This is a genomic window from Metabacillus mesotrionivorans, from assembly GCF_052171315.1.
Lineage (GTDB): Bacteria > Bacillota > Bacilli > Bacillales > Bacillaceae > Bacillus_P.
This window is the reverse complement of sequence record NZ_JBQMFF010000002.1, coordinates 832882-851192: the sequence shown is the minus strand read 5'-3', so window position 1 is coordinate 851192 and position 18311 is coordinate 832882. Positions and strand designations below refer to the sequence as shown.

Sequence of the window (18311 nt, the reverse complement as noted above, 5' to 3'; positions counted from 1 at the left end):
AAAAACGTGTATAAAGCCAAGATTAATTCACAGACATATCTAGCTATTCTGGAACCAAGACATGCAGACGGGCTGTACGCATTAATAGATAAAAGCCGTGAAAGTAACGGGCAATGGCTTGCATTTCCCAGTCACACAAATCAAGTACAGGACACACATTCATTTATTGAGAAATCTTTAAAAAGGCTTGCCGAGAACAACGGCTATTGGGCTGGAATCTGGTATAAGAATGAGATTGCTGGTTCAATAGGTTTTCTTTACATAGATTGGGAGGCAAGGAAGACTGAAATCGGATATTGGCTTGGAGATGAATTTACAGGGAAGGGGCTGGCTACAAAATCAGTCACGCAATTAATTGAACACGCTTTTAACGATCTGAATCTGAGAAAAGTTGAAATAAATGCAGCAAGCAAAAATTTTAAAAGCAGATCAATCCCAGAACGGCTTGGTTTTACCCAAGAAGGTGTCATTCGAAGTTATGAGCACTTGAACGAAGAATACCATGACAGAGTGATATATGGATTACTGAAAGAAGAATGGAAAGACTGGAAATCTCATGAAGTGAAGGAAGCCTGTCATGCCCAAACCTAAAGTCATCTCCATTGCAGCCGTATCAGGCGGAGGAAAGACGACCATAACAAAGAAATTAGAAATTACATTAAAGAATTCAAAAGCACTGTTCTTTGATGAGTATGATTTTCAGGATTCTCCACGCGATTTAATTAAGTGGGTGAAAGAAGGCGCAGATTACAACTTGTGGAATCTGGAACCAATGATTCATGACGTTGAATCGATTGCTGCCAAGGATACGGTATCATACATATTGCTCGACTATCCTTTCTCATATAAGAACGAAAGAATGAAAGAACTTATCGATTTTTCAATATACATTGATACACCTTTGGATGTAGCTATGGCTAGAAGGTTACGGAGAGACTATGATCCAACGAACGTTTGGGATTTGCACCATGACCTAGATTTTTACCTGAATCACGGGAGAATGGCTTATCTTGAGATGGAGAAATCGATTAAACCCGATTCTGATTTAATAGTGGATGGTACTCTGCCTCCTGATCAAATGATTAAGATTATTCAAAGGGAAATTGAAAACGCTTGAACAATTATAATGAAAACGGGTGAAGTGCATGAGTGACATCATCAGCTACTACAATACCTTTGATGAATGGGGCCGGCTTGAACGGGAGCCGGTCGAATTCCAAGTGAACTGGCACTATATCAAAAAATATCTTCCGAGTACAGGGCATATTCTTGACAACGGGGCGGGACCCGGTAAATATTCAATGGCGCTAGCTGCTGATAGATATAGCGTGACGCTGACCGATTTAACTCCGAGGCTGGTAAAAATAGCTGAGGATAAAGCAAAAGAACTTCATTTAGCAGAACAGTTTGAAGCTTTTCATGTGGCAGATGCGAGAGAGTTGTCCATGTTAGAGGATGAACAGTTTGACTCAGCCTTAATGCTTGGCCCCATGTATCATCTTCAGGAAGAAAACGACCGGATCAAAGCCATAAGGGAGTTATACCGCGTAACAAAGCAGGACGGCTTAGTGTTTGTAGCATTTATGCCAAGAATCAGACACATCCTCACGTCCCTCTTGTATCCCGACAACTGGAGACCGAACGATAACTTGGACAGCATTACACAGTTCTCGCAAAAAGGACGCTTTAATCATGCGGATAAGGGCCGGTTCACAGGTGCTTATTATTTTGAGATTGCCGATATTAACCCCTTTATGGAAGACCATGGATTTGAAACACTTGAGTTAATCGGGTCTAATGCGGGTGCCATTTTATCAAAAGATAACTGGACTTACTGGCATGATAAAGGGGAGGAAGAAGTACAGAAATTAATCGACTGAATCAAAGAGAAAGCAGCGGATCCTTCTATTTTGGGAATATCTTCGCACTTGCTTTACATTGGGAGGAAGAAGAAGGATGGTGTCTTTTCTGATTGAGTTAAAGGAGCAAGGAACATGCCAATTGATTTAGTGAACCATTTAAAAGAATTAGAAGAAAGTCACATAAGAATTGATGTGCGTAAATCCCGAGAAAAACTTGGCGAAATACTGGCCGATGATTTCTTTGAAATAGGCAGCTCCGGTTATATTTTTTATAAAGAGGAATGCCTGGAAAGTGCTGTGCTATCAGAATGTTCTCTCTACAATTTTGAAATCTTTCCATTATCTGAGGGTGTCATTCTAACAACTTATTTTATTGTTGACCACACAAGAAATCGAAACACGCTGCGCAGTTCTATCTGGAAAGTCATTGATGGCAGGTGGCAGCTGTATTTTCATCAGGGTACAATTACTCCTTTAGAAGTAAGTGATGTCATTACTAGTAAAGTGGAGAAATAAAAGCAGCAATGTCTCAAATTAGGGGATAAAAAATGAGTAAATCCATCTTAAATGAAGAAGATGTTTTTGATATGTTAGACGCTTTGTTAAGAGAGCCAAAGGATTTCTGGGAGGGTTTTTACAGGGACAGATCAAAAGAAGTTCCATTCTTCAAGATAAACGGACCTGATGAAAATTTAACAGAATACTTTCACCATGATATTAAGCCGGGGAGAGTACTTGAACTTGGGTGCGGTCCTGGAAGGAATGCCATTTATATGGCCAAGATAGGCTGTGACGTAGATGCATTGGACATTTCTCAAAATGCGATTGACTGGGCGTCGGAAAGAGCGGCAACAGAGAGCCTGTCCATTAACTTTATCTGCACTTCCTTATTCGATTTTGATTTTGTTCCACATTCTTATGATTTTGTTTATGATTGCGGGCTTTTTCATCATTTAGCTCCGCATCGCAGGCTGACCTACTTGCAATTATTAAAAAAAGCTCTAAAGAAAGATGGCCGCTTTGGCATTGTCTGTTTTACAACCGAGGGGGCTGCAGGGACGCCGGATTGGGATGTTTATCGGAATGGACATCTAAGTGGGGGAATTGGCTATTCAGAAGAGCGCTTTAAAGAAATTTTCACAAAGGATTTCTCCATTCATACTTTCAGGAGAATGAAGAAAGTCAGACAGCCTGATAAAACATTCGGGGAAGACTTTTTATGGACGAGTCTGATGAGTTTGAAAAACTGACCGAGTTAATAGAATTATTTGATACAGAGTATATACTTATTTTCATAATAGTGCTTATTTTACCGCCAAGTATCCAGTATAAGGAGGGAATTGTTTGATTACAGTAGTAAAAGCAGGAATACAGCATATTGAAGGCATCATCAAAGTATGTTCAGACGGTTATAGGGCTACTTATATGGAAACACATTCATCTGAATACATAGAAAGAATTATCAAAGACTTTTACAATTATGATCGAGTTCATAAAGAGGTTTTAAACACTAATGACAGCTGGAATGGTTATTTTGTAGCTTTACAGGGTGAAGAAGTCGCAGGAGCAATTGGCGGAGGATTAATTGATAAGGACAAGGGGGAAGTATTTGTCTTATATTTAAATCCTGACCGCCGGGGAGAAGGAATTGGAACCAAGCTTTTACGAGCTCTCACTGAGGTGCAAAAAAGCAAAGGAGCTACTGAACAGTGGGTTTCAGTCTCACAAGGGAATATGAAAGGCATTCCTTTCTACGAAGCAAGAGGCTTTCAGTTTGTGAAAGAGCAGGGCAGCTTTGACAATGAAGAAAATGAAGACTACATTTCTCTTAGATACCGCCGTGAAATGTAAAGGTAGAAATAATCCAAGTGAAATTATTACCAATATTTATTGTAAGTTGTTTCCATTTAAGTCCATTTAGTGTAAAATTACACTAAAGGAGGATTCACAATGAAAATTTTGGAAATAATCATGCTGCCTGTGCTAGTGTATCTTGTGATTTGCTTGGTTGGACTCCTTATACCCTCTGGAAGTCCGGAGGGTTCCGGATATGATACAGTGGGCTGGACTTTACTTGTTGTCCAGGTTTATGCTGTCCCTGGATTTCTGATCGCGATGATGGTTTCGCTGTTTGCGAACAGAAAAAAGAGGACTGACGGGTAAAAAGGATTTAAGTCGAAGAACAGAAAGCATATATTAATAGAACATCGAATGTTTTTATCGAAGCGTGCGTCCGGAGAAGGGTTCATGCTTCTTTTTGTTGAATACACTCTTGAAACAAACAGACGCTTGAGGACGCGGAAATTGACGATTTTTGAACTGTTAGCCATTTTTACGGCAGTGTATGTAATCAGGTATATTTTTGATTCAAAGTATAAGCAGAGAAAAAAAGAAATGGGTTGTTTCTGATATTTTGATGACAGCACTGCTTGCAGTGGTTATTCAAGAGATGTATATCTTCTTTTTCAGATAAGAAGGTTTTAGATGGATCATTTTCAAGTTGATGGATTGATGTCAGGTTATTACAGGTCGTTGTGGAGAGAAGAAATTTCATGATGTTCTAATTATATAAAAATGAAGAAGGAGGTGCCTCGTTTTGTCAAATCTTTCAGACGAAGAATTGCTCACTGGCGGCAACGTGTCAAGTGTGTACCGCTCAGGTCAGACAGTAAGACGGGAATGCAAGCAAAATAGCAGAAAGATTCATTCACTACTAAAGCATCTGGAAGACAAAGAGTTTAAGTATGCTCCCAAATATCTTGGCATGGATGAAAAAGGAAGAGAAATTCTGACCTTTATTGAAGGCGAAGCCGGGCATTATCCGCTGAAAAAGTACATGTGGTCAGATGCGGTTTTGGAAGAAACAGCTGAAATGCTCCGGCTCTATCATGATGCTGTCAGTCATTTTCCATTCGACAGCAGCTGGAAACCGCTTGATAATACTCCGCAGCCGTATGAAGTACTCTGTCATAATGATTTTGCGGTATATAACATCATTTTTAATAACCAGCGTCCAATCGGAATCATTGATTTTGATGTCGCCGGACCTGGTCCGCGCATTTGGGACATTGCGTACACTCTTTATACATGCGTCCCGTTAAGCAGATTTTATCTCTCTGAAAAAGGCGAGAAGGTTTATTATCAAGCATCGGAGCATGCCAGCAGGATTAAAAAGAGAATAAACATGTTCCTTGATTCTTACGGAAAAACATTTGTAGAGGATGTTCTTCTGGATATCGTTCTGCTGCGTATCGAAGGCTTGTGCAAGACGATTATAAGGGAAGCGGGAGAAGGTCATCCTGCTTTTCAGAAAATGATTGAAGAAGGCCATCTTGAACATTATCAAAAAGACCTTTCATTTATATCAAATCATAGGAATGATTGGGAATAATTCATTTTCGATCTGAAAGCGGGGGTTGGCATGCTAAAGCGGAAATACGGAGATTACAGGGACTGGAAACGAGTTGTACAAAAAAGGTTTGCAAGTACGATAATTTGTTCTAAAGAGTTTATAGGGCATGTAACCTTAATCGAAATTGTCCAAGTAACCGAACCTCTAATTAAGAAATATGGAGAAACGAGTGTTTGTATTGCAGATAACGGCTACAAATGGCTTCAGTACTTCCCCAAAAACGAAAATTTTTCGCTTACTGTCATGTTTGATTCCTGCGGAAAGGTGACACAGTGGTATATAGATGTATGTAAAGAAATTGGGGCAGAGGAACATGTGCCGTGGATAGATGACTTGTTCATTGACATTGTTGTCCTTCCATCGGGAGAATGGTTTCAGTTGGATACAGAAGAGCTGGAGGAAGCCCGCAAGCAGGGAGTTATTGATCATGAGCTTTATGAACTAGCCTTGCATGAAGCTCATCGAATAACAAAGAGAATACATAACAATGAATTCCCTCTATTACATTTAGTGAATGAACATAAATGTTTGCTCGAACAAAAACTCAGATAGGATCGTTTTAAAGATATGAAAGGACGTGCAAAAACAATGGATGCCAAAACGGTGATGCAGGAGCTTGAATCCCTCGGCAAGGAGCGGACCAAGAAAATGTACATGTCAAACGGGGCGCAGGAACCTCTTTTTGGTGTGGCAACTGGAGCGATGAAACCAATGGCCAAGCAAATTAAAATCAATCAGGCACTTGCAGAAGAGCTGTATGCCACGGGGAATTATGATGCGATGTATTTTGCCGGGATTATTGCAAATCCAAAAGCCATGACAGAGGAGGATTTTGACCGCTGGATCGATGCAGCATATTTTTATATGATTTCTGACTATGTAGTGGCAGTGACATTATCTGAATCAGATATTGCTCAGGATGTGGCAGATAAGTGGATTGCGAGCGGTGAAGAGCTCAAAATGTCTGCAGGCTGGAGCTGCTACTGCTGGCTGCTTGGAAACCGCAAGGATCATGAATTTTCCGAAAGCAAGATTGCAGCGATGCTTGATGGGATCAAAAACACCATTCATGATTCGCCGGAACGAGCGAAATATGCGATGAATCAATTTGTTTATACGGTCGGGATTTCGTATGTGCCGCTGAGTGAAAGAGCAGTTGAAACGGCCAAGGCAATCGGAACAGTAGAAATCAGGCGGGACACGAAAAAAAGCAGTACTCTTAATGCTTTTGAAAATATACAAAAGGATCTGGATAAAGGACGGCTTGGGTTTAAGCGTAAGTATGTTAGGTGTTAGAATTTATTTATATTCAACGATAAAAAGCAGCCATTGGCTGCTTTTTATAATGTTTCGTTCTTTTATTAGACTGCGTGACATTATAACTTCGGAATGTCACCATCAGATTTCCATTTGCCAATTTCCTCGCCCATTTTCACTGGTCCCGTCTTTCCGGTAAAATTCAAACGTCCTTTTGGAACACAGATCACAACAGTTGAACCGAATGAGAAGTAGCCAAACGGGTCACCGCGGCGAACATTAGGCTGATGATTGGTTCTTTCAATGGAATTTACATTGAGGGCACCGACCATCACCTGTGCAAATGGTGCTCCTTCAACGGTGAATTTCGTCACAAGGCGGTAATTTCTCGTCAGAGGGCGGAGTCCGTATTTTAAGCCGATAGTATTAACGGGAGCGGCTTCTTTTCCCAATGTATATACGTTTTCAACCACTGCATCCATTGGGACGTGAACCCGGTGATAGTCAGTGGGACTTAAATAAAAGATCAGCACTTGTCCTCCGGAATACACCTCGGCTTCGCTTTTAGAGCCAAGCAGCTCTTCCACTGTGTATTCCTGACCCTTCACAACGAACCTGCTTTCAGGCGTCAGGTCGTCAACAACCGACAACACACTGTCACTCGGACTAACGAACGAATCCTGTCCTCCTGCAATCGGACGGACACCCGGTTTTAATTCACGGGTGAAAAGATCGTGAAGAGATTCGTATTCTTGCAGACTTTTGCCTGCTTCCTGCATATTTAATTTATAGAGTCTGGAAAATGAACCTGTGAAAGGTTTACTTGCTTTAGATTGCGCAAACCTTTTGAGTAATTTTGCAGCGGCAGGATGGCCGTTTAATTCAAATACTTTACGATAAAATCGGGTTAACATTGTCAGTCAGCACTTCCTTTGATAGTCTTTGGCTCCGGTAAAAGCATTTGAATCAGAGTAACCTTCTCGTTCTCCGGGGAAGGTTTATTTGATAGATATCGGCTGAGGAGTTCATTCATGCTTTTAGATAGATCCTGAACTTCCTCTTTTGTGAGATAGAGATCGATTTGGCTGTATCCAAATGGATCATTGGACAGATCGGGATTCGCAAGCAGATAGCTTTTGGCCTGGCCGGTCACATTGGATAAAAAGGTCATAAACATGTTCAGGTGGTCTTCACCGGACATACTTGTCAGTTCTTCCAATGATACGAGGGGATTCTGCTTTTCAATCGCATACGTCCTCTCAACGGCCCCTCTTATTTTGCGTTCTTCCTTCACAAAAATAATCTTATTATTCTTGAGAATATTTAAATGGCGGTATAGAGTTGCCTGTGGAATATCGGAGATCCATTCCTTCAGCTGGCTTACAGTCGCATCGTTTCTCGAGAGCTGCTGGATAATTTGCATTCGGACAGGATGCAGCATTAAATCCATCTTGGCCTTGGTCACTGTTCTCACCCTTAATTATTATTGTTATTAGTAATGATAATAGTTGAAAGCAAAGAGATTGTCAAACATCGTTTAGATAAATGGTTAACACTGTAAAGAAGTACTATTATAGAATTGGATAATTATGCTAAAGTAGAGTCAGAACTTTATAAAAATAGACTGTGCTGATAATTGATGCCTTCGAAATTATGAATCTAACCAATATGAAAACTAGTGTTCGTTCAGTTTGTCAAGATAAGCAACGTTTTTAACAACTTGTTAAAGTACATTGGTAAATCTAAACTTGGAGGATACATGCAGAGCTTAACTTATAACCCGCCAAAAGTTAAAAATTCAACAAAAATGGTTAGCGTAACAGATAGTAAGGGTGAAATCGTATGCAGTTTTAAACGAACATATCATAACATGTTCACAAGAATTGCTGATATCTTTTTAAGCCATAATTTTTTTGTCCAGTTCGATGTATTTACAGAAAGCCGAGAAATAAAATATCAGGGAAATAAGATGCCGCGATGGGGAAGATCACAATATAAAATAGTTAACTTAGATAATCAGGAAGAATATCTTGTATCTTATAGTAGTTGGCAAACAATATCTCCTGAATTTCTAATTAAATGCACATCTGGTAATGAATTCATTGTAAAGAAAGAGTTAATGGATTGGGCAAAATTTTATTGTGATGGTAAGGAAGCTGCAAGGTGGAATATGAAAACAACGGAACTCTTTAAAACTTACTTGGAAATTGAAGAACATTCACCTATAAAGGAACCTGAATTCTTCATATGTCTTTTTCAATGTATATTTTATATTGGAGATTAGGGAATCTGATTCTTAAAAATCTAAGAATACTTTTACTCAATAAATAGGGGATTTTTTCACTTTGACTTTCACTTAATAGTATTTAAATACAAAATTTAAATTTAATAGAGCCTAAATCAAGGAGCAGAATTGTAAAAAACAGGGAGAGATATGAGTGGAATTCAGAGGAGCCAGTGCCTATAATCAGCCGGATTTTTTTGACCAGTACATGAACAGAAGGAACAGACAGGACAGTCCCAATAATGCCATTGAAGGTCCGATCATTCATGAATTAATTGGGGACATTCAGGATAAGTGCATCCTTGATTTAGGGTGCGGTGATGCAAGGTTTGGTAAAGAGCTTTTACACCAGGGGGCAAAACACTATACAGGAGTAGAAGGTTCGGAGCAAATGGCTGAAGCAGCGCGATCCAATCTGATTGGACAAAATGGAAATGTATTTTGCGAAACGATAGAAGCACATACCTTTCCTAAAGAAGCATTTGATCTTGTAACGTCCCGGTTTGTCCTGCATTATGTCTCAAATCTTCGCAACCTTTTTCAAGATGTATATCAAACACTTAAAGAAAACGGCAAATTCATTTTCAGCATTCAGCACCCGCTTACAACCTCTGCTTTTGCAAGTAAAGAGCAGGGAGATAAGCGAGGCAGCTGGCTTGTTGATGACTATTTCCTTGAGGGAGAAAGAAAAGAACCGTGGATTGAACAAACCGTCATTAAGTATCATCGTACAACTGAACACTACTTTTCGGCTCTTAGACAAGCTGGTTTTACAGTGCTTGATCTGCGTGAAGGCACACCGCAAAGAGAGCATTTCAGCAGTGAAGAAGAATTTTTAAGAAGACAGCGGATTCCGGTAGTCTTGGTTTTTTCTTGTGTAAAAGATAATGGATAATATGAAGATGAACATAAGATTAGCTAATATACAAGACCTGAAGCAACTTTTGCATGTGTACAATCAAGTTACAGCCGACTTGCACGAAAAGGGAATAAACCAATGGGAGTATCCCTGGTGTGCAGAGAAGCTTTTAAACAAAATTAAAAATCATGAAATGTACGTACTAGTAGATGACTCAGTGTTAATTGGTGCCTTTTGTATAGAAGAAATCAATCAATTAAGCGGGCTGGCCATTGATTCTGCCAGTGTGTATTTAAGTCAAATAGCGATTCTGCCTGAAAATCAGAGGAAAGGGATTGGCTTATACATCACAGAGTTTGCTTGTTCTTACGCCATGTCAGTAAAGAAAAAAATATATTTGGACTGCTGGGCGGGGAATGAGAAACTGAAAAATTTCTATTTGAAGGCTGGCTTTGATTATCAGGGTGATTTGCCTGAAGAGGACTATTCGATCAGCATTTTCTCGTTCGGCTAATGGTTTTCAACATTTACTGGAAGGTGTGTGTCATGAAGCATTTTATAGATGATTTTGCTGGAGCAATCTCTGATTTCCTTAAGGGTATCTTTAAAAGTATCTGTTACTTTTTAGCGGGAATGCTGATTGTCGGTATACCTCTTTATGGAATCGTATATCTTATCAGATTTTTTGATTAATATGAACGTTTTACAGAAGGGATGTCGAAAGAGATTATCAGAATGGCAGTCGGAGCTATCGTAACATATAACGATTTGTTTATGGTTGTACATAAAACGAAAATAAACACGATGAATGAATGTGAAAACATTCCAGCTCAATGGGATTTTGTCAAAGGCGGCATTGAGCCGGCTGACGCTGATTTGAAGGCATCCATTTGCAGAGAATTGGAAGAAGAAACCGGGTCAAACCAATTTCAATTCATTGGGCAGTTTGAACAAAAAATCTGTTTTAAATTTCCTCAGCATATGCATTCAAAAACTGGTTTTAAACAGCAGGAAACAACGATGTTTCACTTTGAGTACAGAGGAGACTTGAGCCTACTCAAACCCATTGATCAAGAGATAAAAGCCGTCAAATTTGTAAGCAGAACTGAATTGATGAAAATAATGCCGCATGCAGAAACCCGTACTTTTTTTATTCGTCATTTTTTTGAAGTTTAATGTAACGAACTCAAGGGAGAACCTCACATGAATAAACTAATTGAAGATATCTTAAAGTGGACTGGAAACTCGGATAAAAGTATCGTAATCGGCATTTCAGGCCACGGGGCTGCAGGGAAGACCACCTTCGCAGCTAAACTCCGGAATGCACTGAAAGAGGGTGCCAATTATCTGAATACAGATCCTTACATCATAAGTTCAGGTGTTAGAAAACATGCCCGAATAGACTACAGCTATGGAAACGAAAATCATACCTTTAAAATGACGGCCTGTCACCCGGACGCTCATCATCTGCCTGCATTGGAAAGAGATGTTCAGATGATCAGGCAAGGTTTAGATTTTCTTACAATCGATGCCCCTTACTCAAAAAGTATGTTGATTGATTCAAAGAAAAGGATATCTATTGTTGAGGGTATGGCTGTTGCTTTCACGAACCCGGAACTCTATGATTTAAAAATTTATTTTTATACGGATGACGAAACAGAGCTCGCCAGAAGAATGAACCGGGATGTTCTTGAACGTGGAACGAATAAAGAGTACTTGCTCTTTTCCCATAATCAGCGCCGGATACAGTACAAGTTGTTTATGCATCCGTACAGCGAGAAATTTGATATTGTTATCAAATCTTTTGAAAAAGGTGAATACATAGAGAAAAATCTTTTTAAGTTTTAGAAATCAATAAACAGGAAGTGCTTCGTAATGCTTAATGAATTGAAATCAGATTGCCAAAATTGCTTTGCATTATGCTGTGTCGCATTACCTTATGGAAAATCAGCCGATTTCCCTTTTGATAAAGATGGGGGAGACCCTTGCCGGAATTTGTGTTCAACTTATACCTGCGTCATACACAGTCAATTAAGGGAAAAAGGCTTTCGGGGATGTGTATCCTATGAGTGCTTTGGCGCCGGCCAGCATGTTTCACAAACGATTTATAACGGCCAGGACTGGCGAAAGAATAAAGAACATGCGGATGAGATGTTCGCTGTTTTTCCTATTGTGCAGCAGCTGCATGAGATGCTGTTCTACCTTAAGCAGGCCCTGAATCTAAAAGAAACTCAGTCCATTCAAACAAGTCTCCAAAGGAACTATGAGGAAACGGTTGAGCTTACTTTAAGAAAACCAGCGGATATCTTACAAATAGATGTGACAGCACACCGGAGAAAGGTCAATGCTCTACTAATAGAAACAAGCAAATTGTACAGAAGCAGAGTGATTAATACTCAAAAGAAAAAAAGCAGAAAGGCTGCGGACTTCATAGGTGCATATCTTAAAGGGCTGAACCTGCAGGGTAAAGATTTTCGCGGGAAATTGATGATAGCAGCAAACTTAAGCAACAGTGATTTAAAAAGGGCGGATTTCATTGGTGCCGACCTGAGAGATGCAGATTTGAGGGGTGCTGACCTGAGGGAAGCTCTTTTTTTGACACAGTCACAAATTAATTCCGCTATTGGAGATGTTCATACTAAGATTCCGGTGTATTTGGAGAAGCCGGGGCATTGGTAAATTAGTGCTGACGATAAATAATGAAGATACATAAAGGCAGTTTAAATAGACAGGAGATGCAACATGCTCGGATTACCCAGAGGCGAAGTTTTCTTAGTACCATGGACGAACGAATGAATAACTGAATTTGAGACAGAGAAGCAGCGCATTCAAGATTTGATTGGTCCTTACATCCATCGTGTTCATCATATTGGAAGTACAGCCATTGAAGGTCTTTGTGCAAAGCCGATCATTGATATAGCTATAGAAATACATGATTTTTCAGACGGAGAAAAGTGTGCACCCTCCCTGGAGAAAATAGGTTACGCTTACAGAGGCACAAACGTTTTACCGGAAAGGCATTACTTCAATAAAGGTGAACCGAGAACACACCAGATCCATATGTACGAAACAGGTAATAGATACTTGGCAGAACAGCTGAAATTCAGAGATTACTTGAGAGGGAATGAGCAGCAGAGAAAGGAATATGAACAGCTGAAGCTTGCATTAGCAAGCTCAAATTCGAATGACAAACATAAGTATGCAGAAGAAAAGACGGAATTTGTTAAGGCAATCTTAGAAAAAAACTAGAATGAGTACGTTCTTATGAACTCCGTAAAGAGGTGCCTTCATATGGGAACAATCATCACCATTTCAGCATTAAAGTACCCAAACACCATTCACTATGAATGGCAGGGAGAATTACTGAAGATCACATCTGAATACGTGTTAGTGTTTTGCAAGCCGGGAAGAAAGCTAACGCACCATACAAAAGGAACAACCTTTACACTTTCTAATGAGTCATTAGAATTTTTTTCTTTAAAGGAAGGATTCACAGTGGCGATGGAGATAGAGAACTGGGAAGTCATCTCATATTACTGCAACATCGCAATGCCGTCTGTGCTTAAAAACAAGCATCTTTCCTTTGTCGATTTAGACTTGGATCTGGTTAAACGGAAACATGCAGACTGGGAAGTTGTAGATGAAGACGAATTTGAGATTAATAGCTCTGCATACAACTACCCTCCAGATCTTAAAGACTACGCCATTCAATCACTGGAAGAATTGAAAGGGAAAATCAAGAGAGAAGAATTTCCTTTTGATGGGGCTTTGTTGGGGATAATAGATGAATGATTCTAAATGCTTAGAGGCCAAATCATCCGAAATCAGTTTAAAATTAAGTCTTAATCTTACTGATTATGCTAAAAGATGATGGAAAAATTCGTAATAGATAGATAAAATGAAAAATGCAGGAAGAAAACGGATATGTTTTCTGCCTGCATTTTTTATGATAAAAAATAAAATTTTTAAAACTATTTATAGTGGCTTTACGAATATACAGGTGAACGATGAAAGTGATGTGATGCAGCGGTGGATTTTGAGGGCAGATGGATTAGGAAGATACAGCAGCATGCCCATGAAGAAAGTGCCAATAAATTGATCAAGAAATACTACAAAGAAATGTTCGCGTTTGTGTACAGACAATTTTTTGACGAACAAATGGCACAGGATTTGACACAGGAAATTTTTATCCGCGCGCTGCAGTCCATTTCGCATTTTGATGGAAAGAAAGCTTCATTTCGCACATGGCTTTATCGTATTGCTTCTAATCATTGCATTGATTATTTCCGCTCGAAATCGTATCAGGCTGGCCAGCAGACGGTATATGTAGAGGAAATTGAAATGGAAGGTGCAGACAGTGTTGTAGAGGAGCTCTCTACAAAAGAAGATATACAGCTTGTGATTGAACTGCTTCAGCGATTTGATGTGAAAGATCAGCAAATAGTCCGTTTTAAATTGTTTTTAGAACTGACATTTCATGAGATTGCAGGGCTGCTGGTTCTGTCTGAATCAACGGTGAAAACGAAGTATTATGCCATTTTAAAGAAGTTGAGAAAGGAGATTGAGAATCATGGCAACGGATAAGCGTAAATGGTCAATTCCCTATCCTTCTGATGAAGACATCAATAAACAGGTAGCATTGATTGTAAAACAGGGTCTTCCGAAAAAACAAAACATAATTTTATCTATTGCTGAAATCAGACGTCAAATGGGCTGGCAGTATCTTTTCATTAATCGGGGTGAGGCATTATTCAGCGGCTGTTTAATGGTCATCGTATTGGCCTATTTGTTTTTAGTAAGTAATGAACCGGCTGTTCAGGAAGCTGACTTTTATGGCATGCTCTTTGTTCTGTCTCCACTGTCTTTTCTCAGCTTCATGGCATATGACTACTATCAGAAAAAAGCAAATGGCACATTTGAATTAGAGATGACAATGAAATATACGGTCTATCAATTATTAGTTGTTAGAATGCTTGTGTTCAGCAGCATGGCTATTTTTGTTAACATGACAGTTGTTTTCATTCTGTCCTATCAAGTGGATCTCAATGTCCTGCGTGGAATCCTGGTGTCAATGACCGGTTTGTTTGTATTTTCAGCGGGGCTGCTGTTCGTTTTAAGGTCAGGACATTTCTTGAAACGCAGTGTTTTATTTATAGCCGGATGGGTTCTGGTCAATACAGCATTATTTCTTTTGCCAGGAGAAGAGTATGGAGCGGTGCTCAACAGTCTGTCAATGATTTCTTATGGCGTTATTCTGCTGGTGAGCTTTTGGGTTTATCTGATTTCCTTAAAACACATATTTAATCGAAGACAGGAGGAGGCTTTGGGATGTTAGAGCTAAAGGATTTAGGAAAACGATATGGTGATTTTACAGCACTTCATGCCGTTCATTTGACGTTCGATCAGGGGATTTTCGGATTGCTGTCGCCAAATGGCGCCGGTAAGACGACGTTAATTAAGATGCTGGTTACGCTTATTCAGCCGACAAGCGGAACCATCCTGTATAAGGGTGAGCCAATTGAATCGCTTGGAGAGTCTTACCGTGAGCTGATAGGCTACTTGCCGCAGCAATTCGGTTATTACAAACACAAGACACCAAAACAATACCTTACGTATTTAGCGGCGCTAAAAGGAATGGATAGAAAATCTGCAGGACAGCGTATCGACGAAGTACTTGAGATGGTGGCACTTTCAGAAGTGAAAAATAAAAAAATGAAGAAATTTTCGGGCGGAATGATTCAGCGTGTGGGTATTGCTCAGGCATTGCTGAACGATCCGAAGATTCTCATACTAGATGAGCCGACAGCAGGGTTAGACCCGAAAGAACGTGCGCGTTTTCGTCATTTATTATCTGAATTGGCCCGAAACCGCATCATCATTATTTCCACACATATTGTATCGGATATTGAATCCATCGCAAATGAAATCATTATGATTAAAAATAAAGAGCTGCTGCATAAGGCTTCTGTTTCGGAGATTTGTGAAACCCTTGCTGGAAAAGTGTTTGAGACGTCCATGTCATTTGATGATTTTTCATCATTCCGAAAAACATATTTAACCCTGCAGGAAAAGCAGGAGCATGGGGCAATGCTGGTCAGATTTGTTGCAGATGAACAGGCTGACCCGGCGTGGAAACCGGTTCATCCGCAATTGGAAGATGTCTTTTTGGTTGAATATGCAAATGAAAGCACGGGCGGGTAATCAACATGCAAATCACCTGGATGGAAATGAAAAAAGCGTTAGGTTCACCCGTCATCCTTTGTTTGCTGGGGTTATTTATTTCGTTTAATCTCTTTACCATTTACAGTGGCGCTGACTATAAGGCTGAGTTAAAGGTTGTAAATCATATTGTAGAAGAATACGGACTGACTTTTGATGATTCCATTTTGAACACGATGCAGGAACATGTAAATGAAGATGTACGTAAAGTTGATTCTAGCTATCAAGATGCCGATGCATTCTTAAAGGCTATGACGTTTGAACAATACTCAATGGCGAGTAAAGAAGAGCAGCAGGAAATCGACCGTATCGGTCTGATGCAGATGTACATAGGGCTGGGGAAAAGTCTGGAAGGACGCTATTCGGAACTTGACGCCGGTCAAATGCGGGACTCGATGGTTAAAGGGCTTGGTTTAAGCGGGATAACACAAAAAGCCGTAACGGCTGAATATAAAAAGCTGGATACGCGTCTTGAGAAAATGAAAGAAAACGCAGAATATAAGCAGTGGTTTTTTGCCGGGGATTATCGCATGCATACTGAATTATTTCGAAACCTATTGAAAAATACGGCTCTTGAGGGTGTCATGCTCGTTGTGCTGCTGACAGCGCTTATCGCAAATTACGAGTTTGAAAATCGCTCGCAGTTAGTTGCGTATACGACAAAAAGAGGACGGCACTTAATCTGGAATAAGCTTGCGGCAAGTCTGCTGAGCACGTTGCTTTTGATCGTTCCATTATTCGGTATAAGCCTACTGGCATACTTTCAATTTTATGATTATTCGGGGCTTTGGCATTCGCTGATTAGCAGCGGTCTGAACTGGGAATACAAATTTCCGTATATTACACGGTGGCCAATAGAGTTTCACCATTATTTATGGATGGCAATTGCCATTCTATCATTCATATTGATAATCGTGTCTTTACTGACATTTGCATTAAGCATAGTTATAAAAAACAGTTATATGACATGGATCGTCATGATTTTGCTGCTGGTCAGTATGTTTGTGATTCCTTCTTTTTCTGCTGGAATTCCACTGGTTCTGATTTTGATGAATTTCAATCTAACGCTGTTATTAGTAAACCCTCATATGTATTTTTCTGGAGTGTCCAGCTTAACGATGTTTGAACATTATGAATTAGTAACATTGACAAGCTGGTTTGCAGCATGCGTTGTTTTCAGCATTCTCTCGATAAGGCGTTTTTATAGAAAGGATATCGTTTAATATGCACTTATTCTGGATGGAAATGAAAAAAATCTTTTCCTGGAAAATCATCACTCTCCTTCTATTTGCAAATGCAGTTTTGTATTTTCTGCTCTTTGAATTTCATATTCAGTATTTTCCGAATGGACGCCCTGCACTAGACCATTTCACCTTAGAGCAGCAGATCATTCCAAAGTATGGACCAGATGTGAATGAGCGGGAATTTGCAGACTTTGTTAAGCAATACGAAAAGAAAGTGGAGGACGCTGATACATACTTGCAGAATGACCCAAAAGCGAAAGCCACAGGGCTTACGTCTTTTGAAGCTTTTGAAAATGCAGATGACAACAATCAAAAACAAATGGACTATCACGATTTAGTCTTCTTTGAACGGAATGAAGACCTCTTTTGGGAGCTGCAGGCTATGGAATACACCATAGATGAGCTTTACAAATACCGGACTGCCTCTTTGGAATTAAAAAAAGAGGGAACAACTGGTGCTCTGAAGAAGCATATTGAAGAGATCATGCGTGATGAAAAGTATTCATTCTATACGAGTACAGTATTAGATAACTTTATAAACGTAAAAAAGAATATGGCGATTATCCTTTTCATTAGCATAGCAATCTTGCTTTCTCCTATTTTTTTGAGAGATAAACTGACAGCTGTGGAACTGCTTCAATACAGTTCGAAAAAAGGGAGAAGGATCTACAAAACGAAGTGGCTGGCCGGAATAGCAAGTTCGGTAGTGCTCACAACGCTTTTACTGGGTGTTTACTTGTCCATTTACGCTGCAAATCAAACATCGTCACATTTTGACTTGCCCTTATATGCAATGAATAATCTATACTCATGGTATGACCTCACGTTTTGGCAGTATATCATATTGTCAGTGCTCGCCATATTTTTAGTTTCTTTACTGCTCGGTATTTTAACCATGACACTTGCAACGATTGTGTCTCACACAATCGGACTTATCGGCGTGCAAATCGTGACTGTTTTTGTGATGATAGCTGTAGTGACAAGGTTTTTGATTGGTGACATAGTGAGTCTTAGGCAGCCGATTTGGTTGGTGCCGTTAGGGTATGTACTGTTTTTTGGAGCGGTGATTGTCTTCATGTTGGCTATATGGAAGAGAGAGATGAAGAGGGATATAGTGTAAGTGTTTGATTTAGAGGCACATATCTTATGGATGTATAGTAGAAAGGACGGTTAC

The 18311-nt window shown here is 39.7% G+C and carries 25 protein-coding genes; 23 read left to right on the top strand and 2 right to left on the bottom strand.

Translation table 11 applies throughout. The features are described from left to right. The first annotated feature begins 6 nt into the window (after window positions 1-6). From ACTSEZ_RS09440 to ACTSEZ_RS09395, 10 genes are all read left to right on the top strand, one after another. Window positions 7-591, top strand: coding sequence for a GNAT family N-acetyltransferase (locus tag ACTSEZ_RS09440; protein WP_369733934.1), 585 nt, complete (start codon window positions 7-9; stop codon window positions 589-591). Beyond that, entirely contained in the window at window positions 578-1117 is a 540-nt protein-coding gene (locus tag ACTSEZ_RS09435; RefSeq protein ID WP_369733932.1) for a nucleoside/nucleotide kinase family protein, read from the top strand. The genes ACTSEZ_RS09440 and ACTSEZ_RS09435 overlap by 14 nt, the downstream gene beginning before the upstream one ends. A gap of 28 nt (window positions 1118-1145) precedes the next feature. After that, a complete protein-coding gene (locus ACTSEZ_RS09430) occupies window positions 1146-1880 on the top strand; it encodes a class I SAM-dependent methyltransferase (protein ID WP_369733931.1) in 735 nt (244 codons plus the stop codon). A gap of 114 nt (window positions 1881-1994) precedes the next feature. Beyond that, a complete protein-coding gene (locus ACTSEZ_RS09425; protein ID WP_369733930.1) occupies window positions 1995-2378 on the top strand; it encodes a nuclear transport factor 2 family protein in 384 nt (127 codons plus the stop codon). 32 nt (window positions 2379-2410) lie between these two features. After that, window positions 2411-3112 (top strand): class I SAM-dependent methyltransferase, encoded by a 702-nt coding sequence (locus ACTSEZ_RS09420; RefSeq protein ID WP_369733929.1) that lies wholly within the window; start codon window positions 2411-2413, stop codon window positions 3110-3112. Window positions 3113-3206: 94 nt separating this feature from the next. Then, window positions 3207-3713 (top strand): GNAT family N-acetyltransferase, encoded by a 507-nt coding sequence (locus tag ACTSEZ_RS09415; protein WP_369733927.1) that lies wholly within the window; start codon window positions 3207-3209, stop codon window positions 3711-3713. Between the two features lie 99 nt (window positions 3714-3812). Further along, the gene (locus ACTSEZ_RS09410; RefSeq protein WP_369733926.1) at window positions 3813-4025 is read left to right on the top strand and encodes a DUF4017 family protein; all 213 of its coding nucleotides are present in this window, start codon (window positions 3813-3815) and stop codon (window positions 4023-4025) included. Window positions 4026-4458: 433 nt separating this feature from the next. Beyond that, window positions 4459-5253, top strand: a complete 795-nt coding sequence (locus tag ACTSEZ_RS09405; protein ID WP_369733924.1) for a phosphotransferase — start codon at window positions 4459-4461, stop codon at window positions 5251-5253. A 30-nt stretch (window positions 5254-5283) separates the two neighbouring features. After that, a complete protein-coding gene (locus ACTSEZ_RS09400) occupies window positions 5284-5826 on the top strand; it encodes a ribonuclease FAU-1 family protein (protein ID WP_369733923.1) in 543 nt (180 codons plus the stop codon). Window positions 5827-5862: 36 nt separating this feature from the next. After that, window positions 5863-6570 carry a DNA alkylation repair protein gene (locus ACTSEZ_RS09395; RefSeq protein WP_369734091.1) on the top strand — a complete coding sequence of 236 codons (708 nt, stop codon included), beginning with the start codon at window positions 5863-5865 and terminating at the stop codon, window positions 6568-6570. Between the two features lie 80 nt (window positions 6571-6650). Here ACTSEZ_RS09395 and ACTSEZ_RS09390 read toward each other — a convergent pair whose 3' ends face one another. Both ACTSEZ_RS09390 and ACTSEZ_RS09385 read right to left on the bottom strand, forming a co-directional pair. Then, on the bottom strand, window positions 6651-7445 hold the full coding sequence (locus tag ACTSEZ_RS09390) for a phosphatidylserine decarboxylase (RefSeq protein ID WP_369733922.1): 795 nt from the start codon (window positions 7443-7445) through the stop codon (window positions 6651-6653). A gap of 2 nt (window positions 7446-7447) precedes the next feature. Then, window positions 7448-7996 (bottom strand): helix-turn-helix domain-containing protein, encoded by a 549-nt coding sequence (locus ACTSEZ_RS09385; RefSeq protein ID WP_369733921.1) that lies wholly within the window; start codon window positions 7994-7996, stop codon window positions 7448-7450. Window positions 7997-8290: 294 nt separating this feature from the next. Here ACTSEZ_RS09385 and ACTSEZ_RS09380 point away from each other — a divergent pair, with 294 nt between their 5' ends. From ACTSEZ_RS09380 to ACTSEZ_RS09320, 13 genes are all read left to right on the top strand, one after another. Next, window positions 8291-8815, top strand: coding sequence for a tubby C-terminal domain-like protein (locus ACTSEZ_RS09380; RefSeq protein WP_369733920.1), 525 nt, complete (start codon window positions 8291-8293; stop codon window positions 8813-8815). A 154-nt stretch (window positions 8816-8969) separates the two neighbouring features. Then, window positions 8970-9710 (top strand): class I SAM-dependent methyltransferase, encoded by a 741-nt coding sequence (locus ACTSEZ_RS09375; RefSeq protein ID WP_369733919.1) that lies wholly within the window; start codon window positions 8970-8972, stop codon window positions 9708-9710. A gap of 7 nt (window positions 9711-9717) precedes the next feature. After that, complete coding sequence (locus ACTSEZ_RS09370; protein WP_369733918.1) at window positions 9718-10188, top strand: GNAT family N-acetyltransferase; 471 nt, start codon at window positions 9718-9720, stop codon at window positions 10186-10188. A gap of 200 nt (window positions 10189-10388) precedes the next feature. Beyond that, a complete protein-coding gene (locus ACTSEZ_RS09365; RefSeq protein WP_369733917.1) occupies window positions 10389-10850 on the top strand; it encodes an NUDIX hydrolase in 462 nt (153 codons plus the stop codon). A 27-nt stretch (window positions 10851-10877) separates the two neighbouring features. Further along, the gene (locus tag ACTSEZ_RS09360; protein ID WP_369733916.1) at window positions 10878-11522 is read left to right on the top strand and encodes a uridine kinase family protein; all 645 of its coding nucleotides are present in this window, start codon (window positions 10878-10880) and stop codon (window positions 11520-11522) included. 27 nt (window positions 11523-11549) lie between these two features. Beyond that, complete coding sequence (locus tag ACTSEZ_RS09355; RefSeq protein WP_369733915.1) at window positions 11550-12353, top strand: pentapeptide repeat-containing protein; 804 nt, start codon at window positions 11550-11552, stop codon at window positions 12351-12353. A gap of 117 nt (window positions 12354-12470) precedes the next feature. Further along, window positions 12471-12923, top strand: coding sequence for a GrpB family protein (locus tag ACTSEZ_RS09350; protein ID WP_369734090.1), 453 nt, complete (start codon window positions 12471-12473; stop codon window positions 12921-12923). A 42-nt stretch (window positions 12924-12965) separates the two neighbouring features. Next, window positions 12966-13466 carry a DUF402 domain-containing protein gene (locus ACTSEZ_RS09345; protein ID WP_369733914.1) on the top strand — a complete coding sequence of 167 codons (501 nt, stop codon included), beginning with the start codon at window positions 12966-12968 and terminating at the stop codon, window positions 13464-13466. A 237-nt stretch (window positions 13467-13703) separates the two neighbouring features. Then, window positions 13704-14258, top strand: coding sequence for an RNA polymerase sigma factor (locus ACTSEZ_RS09340; RefSeq protein WP_369733913.1), 555 nt, complete (start codon window positions 13704-13706; stop codon window positions 14256-14258). Then, window positions 14245-15009 (top strand): hypothetical protein, encoded by a 765-nt coding sequence (locus ACTSEZ_RS09335; protein WP_369733911.1) that lies wholly within the window; start codon window positions 14245-14247, stop codon window positions 15007-15009. Before ACTSEZ_RS09340 ends, ACTSEZ_RS09335 begins: the two co-directional genes overlap by 14 nt. Beyond that, complete coding sequence (locus tag ACTSEZ_RS09330; protein WP_369733909.1) at window positions 15003-15875, top strand: ABC transporter ATP-binding protein; 873 nt, start codon at window positions 15003-15005, stop codon at window positions 15873-15875. Before ACTSEZ_RS09335 ends, ACTSEZ_RS09330 begins: the two co-directional genes overlap by 7 nt. A gap of 5 nt (window positions 15876-15880) precedes the next feature. Next, window positions 15881-17116 (top strand): hypothetical protein, encoded by a 1236-nt coding sequence (locus tag ACTSEZ_RS09325; RefSeq protein ID WP_369733907.1) that lies wholly within the window; start codon window positions 15881-15883, stop codon window positions 17114-17116. A gap of 1 nt (window position 17117) precedes the next feature. Further along, the gene (locus tag ACTSEZ_RS09320; RefSeq protein ID WP_369733904.1) at window positions 17118-18257 is read left to right on the top strand and encodes a hypothetical protein; all 1140 of its coding nucleotides are present in this window, start codon (window positions 17118-17120) and stop codon (window positions 18255-18257) included. Window positions 18258-18311 lie beyond the last annotated feature (54 nt).

Excerpts from the sequence above, each read along its gene's own strand:
- ACTSEZ_RS09430 (WP_369733931.1), top strand. The coding sequence starts at position 1,146 with ATGAGTGACATCATCAGCTACTACAATACCTTTGATGAATGGGGCCGG.
- ACTSEZ_RS09325 (WP_369733907.1), top strand. The coding sequence starts at position 15,881 with ATGCAAATCACCTGGATGGAAATGAAAAAAGCGTTAGGTTCACCCGTC.
- ACTSEZ_RS09355 (WP_369733915.1), top strand. The coding sequence starts at position 11,550 with ATGCTTAATGAATTGAAATCAGATTGCCAAAATTGCTTTGCATTATGC.
- ACTSEZ_RS09420 (WP_369733929.1), top strand. The coding sequence starts at position 2,411 with ATGAGTAAATCCATCTTAAATGAAGAAGATGTTTTTGATATGTTAGAC.
- ACTSEZ_RS09345 (WP_369733914.1), top strand. The coding sequence starts at position 12,966 with ATGGGAACAATCATCACCATTTCAGCATTAAAGTACCCAAACACCATT.
- ACTSEZ_RS09370 (WP_369733918.1), top strand. The coding sequence starts at position 9,718 with ATGAACATAAGATTAGCTAATATACAAGACCTGAAGCAACTTTTGCAT.
- ACTSEZ_RS09330 (WP_369733909.1), top strand. The coding sequence starts at position 15,003 with ATGTTAGAGCTAAAGGATTTAGGAAAACGATATGGTGATTTTACAGCA.
- ACTSEZ_RS09365 (WP_369733917.1), top strand. The coding sequence starts at position 10,389 with ATGTCGAAAGAGATTATCAGAATGGCAGTCGGAGCTATCGTAACATAT.
- ACTSEZ_RS09390 (WP_369733922.1), bottom strand. The coding sequence starts at position 7,445 with ATGTTAACCCGATTTTATCGTAAAGTATTTGAATTAAACGGCCATCCT.
- ACTSEZ_RS09425 (WP_369733930.1), top strand. The coding sequence starts at position 1,995 with ATGCCAATTGATTTAGTGAACCATTTAAAAGAATTAGAAGAAAGTCAC.
- ACTSEZ_RS09335 (WP_369733911.1), top strand. The coding sequence starts at position 14,245 with ATGGCAACGGATAAGCGTAAATGGTCAATTCCCTATCCTTCTGATGAA.
- ACTSEZ_RS09360 (WP_369733916.1), top strand. The coding sequence starts at position 10,878 with ATGAATAAACTAATTGAAGATATCTTAAAGTGGACTGGAAACTCGGAT.
- ACTSEZ_RS09435 (WP_369733932.1), top strand. The coding sequence starts at position 578 with ATGCCCAAACCTAAAGTCATCTCCATTGCAGCCGTATCAGGCGGAGGA.
- ACTSEZ_RS09380 (WP_369733920.1), top strand. The coding sequence starts at position 8,291 with ATGCAGAGCTTAACTTATAACCCGCCAAAAGTTAAAAATTCAACAAAA.
- ACTSEZ_RS09400 (WP_369733923.1), top strand. The coding sequence starts at position 5,284 with ATGCTAAAGCGGAAATACGGAGATTACAGGGACTGGAAACGAGTTGTA.
- ACTSEZ_RS09395 (WP_369734091.1), top strand. The coding sequence starts at position 5,863 with ATGGATGCCAAAACGGTGATGCAGGAGCTTGAATCCCTCGGCAAGGAG.
- ACTSEZ_RS09410 (WP_369733926.1), top strand. The coding sequence starts at position 3,813 with ATGAAAATTTTGGAAATAATCATGCTGCCTGTGCTAGTGTATCTTGTG.
- ACTSEZ_RS09320 (WP_369733904.1), top strand. The coding sequence starts at position 17,118 with ATGCACTTATTCTGGATGGAAATGAAAAAAATCTTTTCCTGGAAAATC.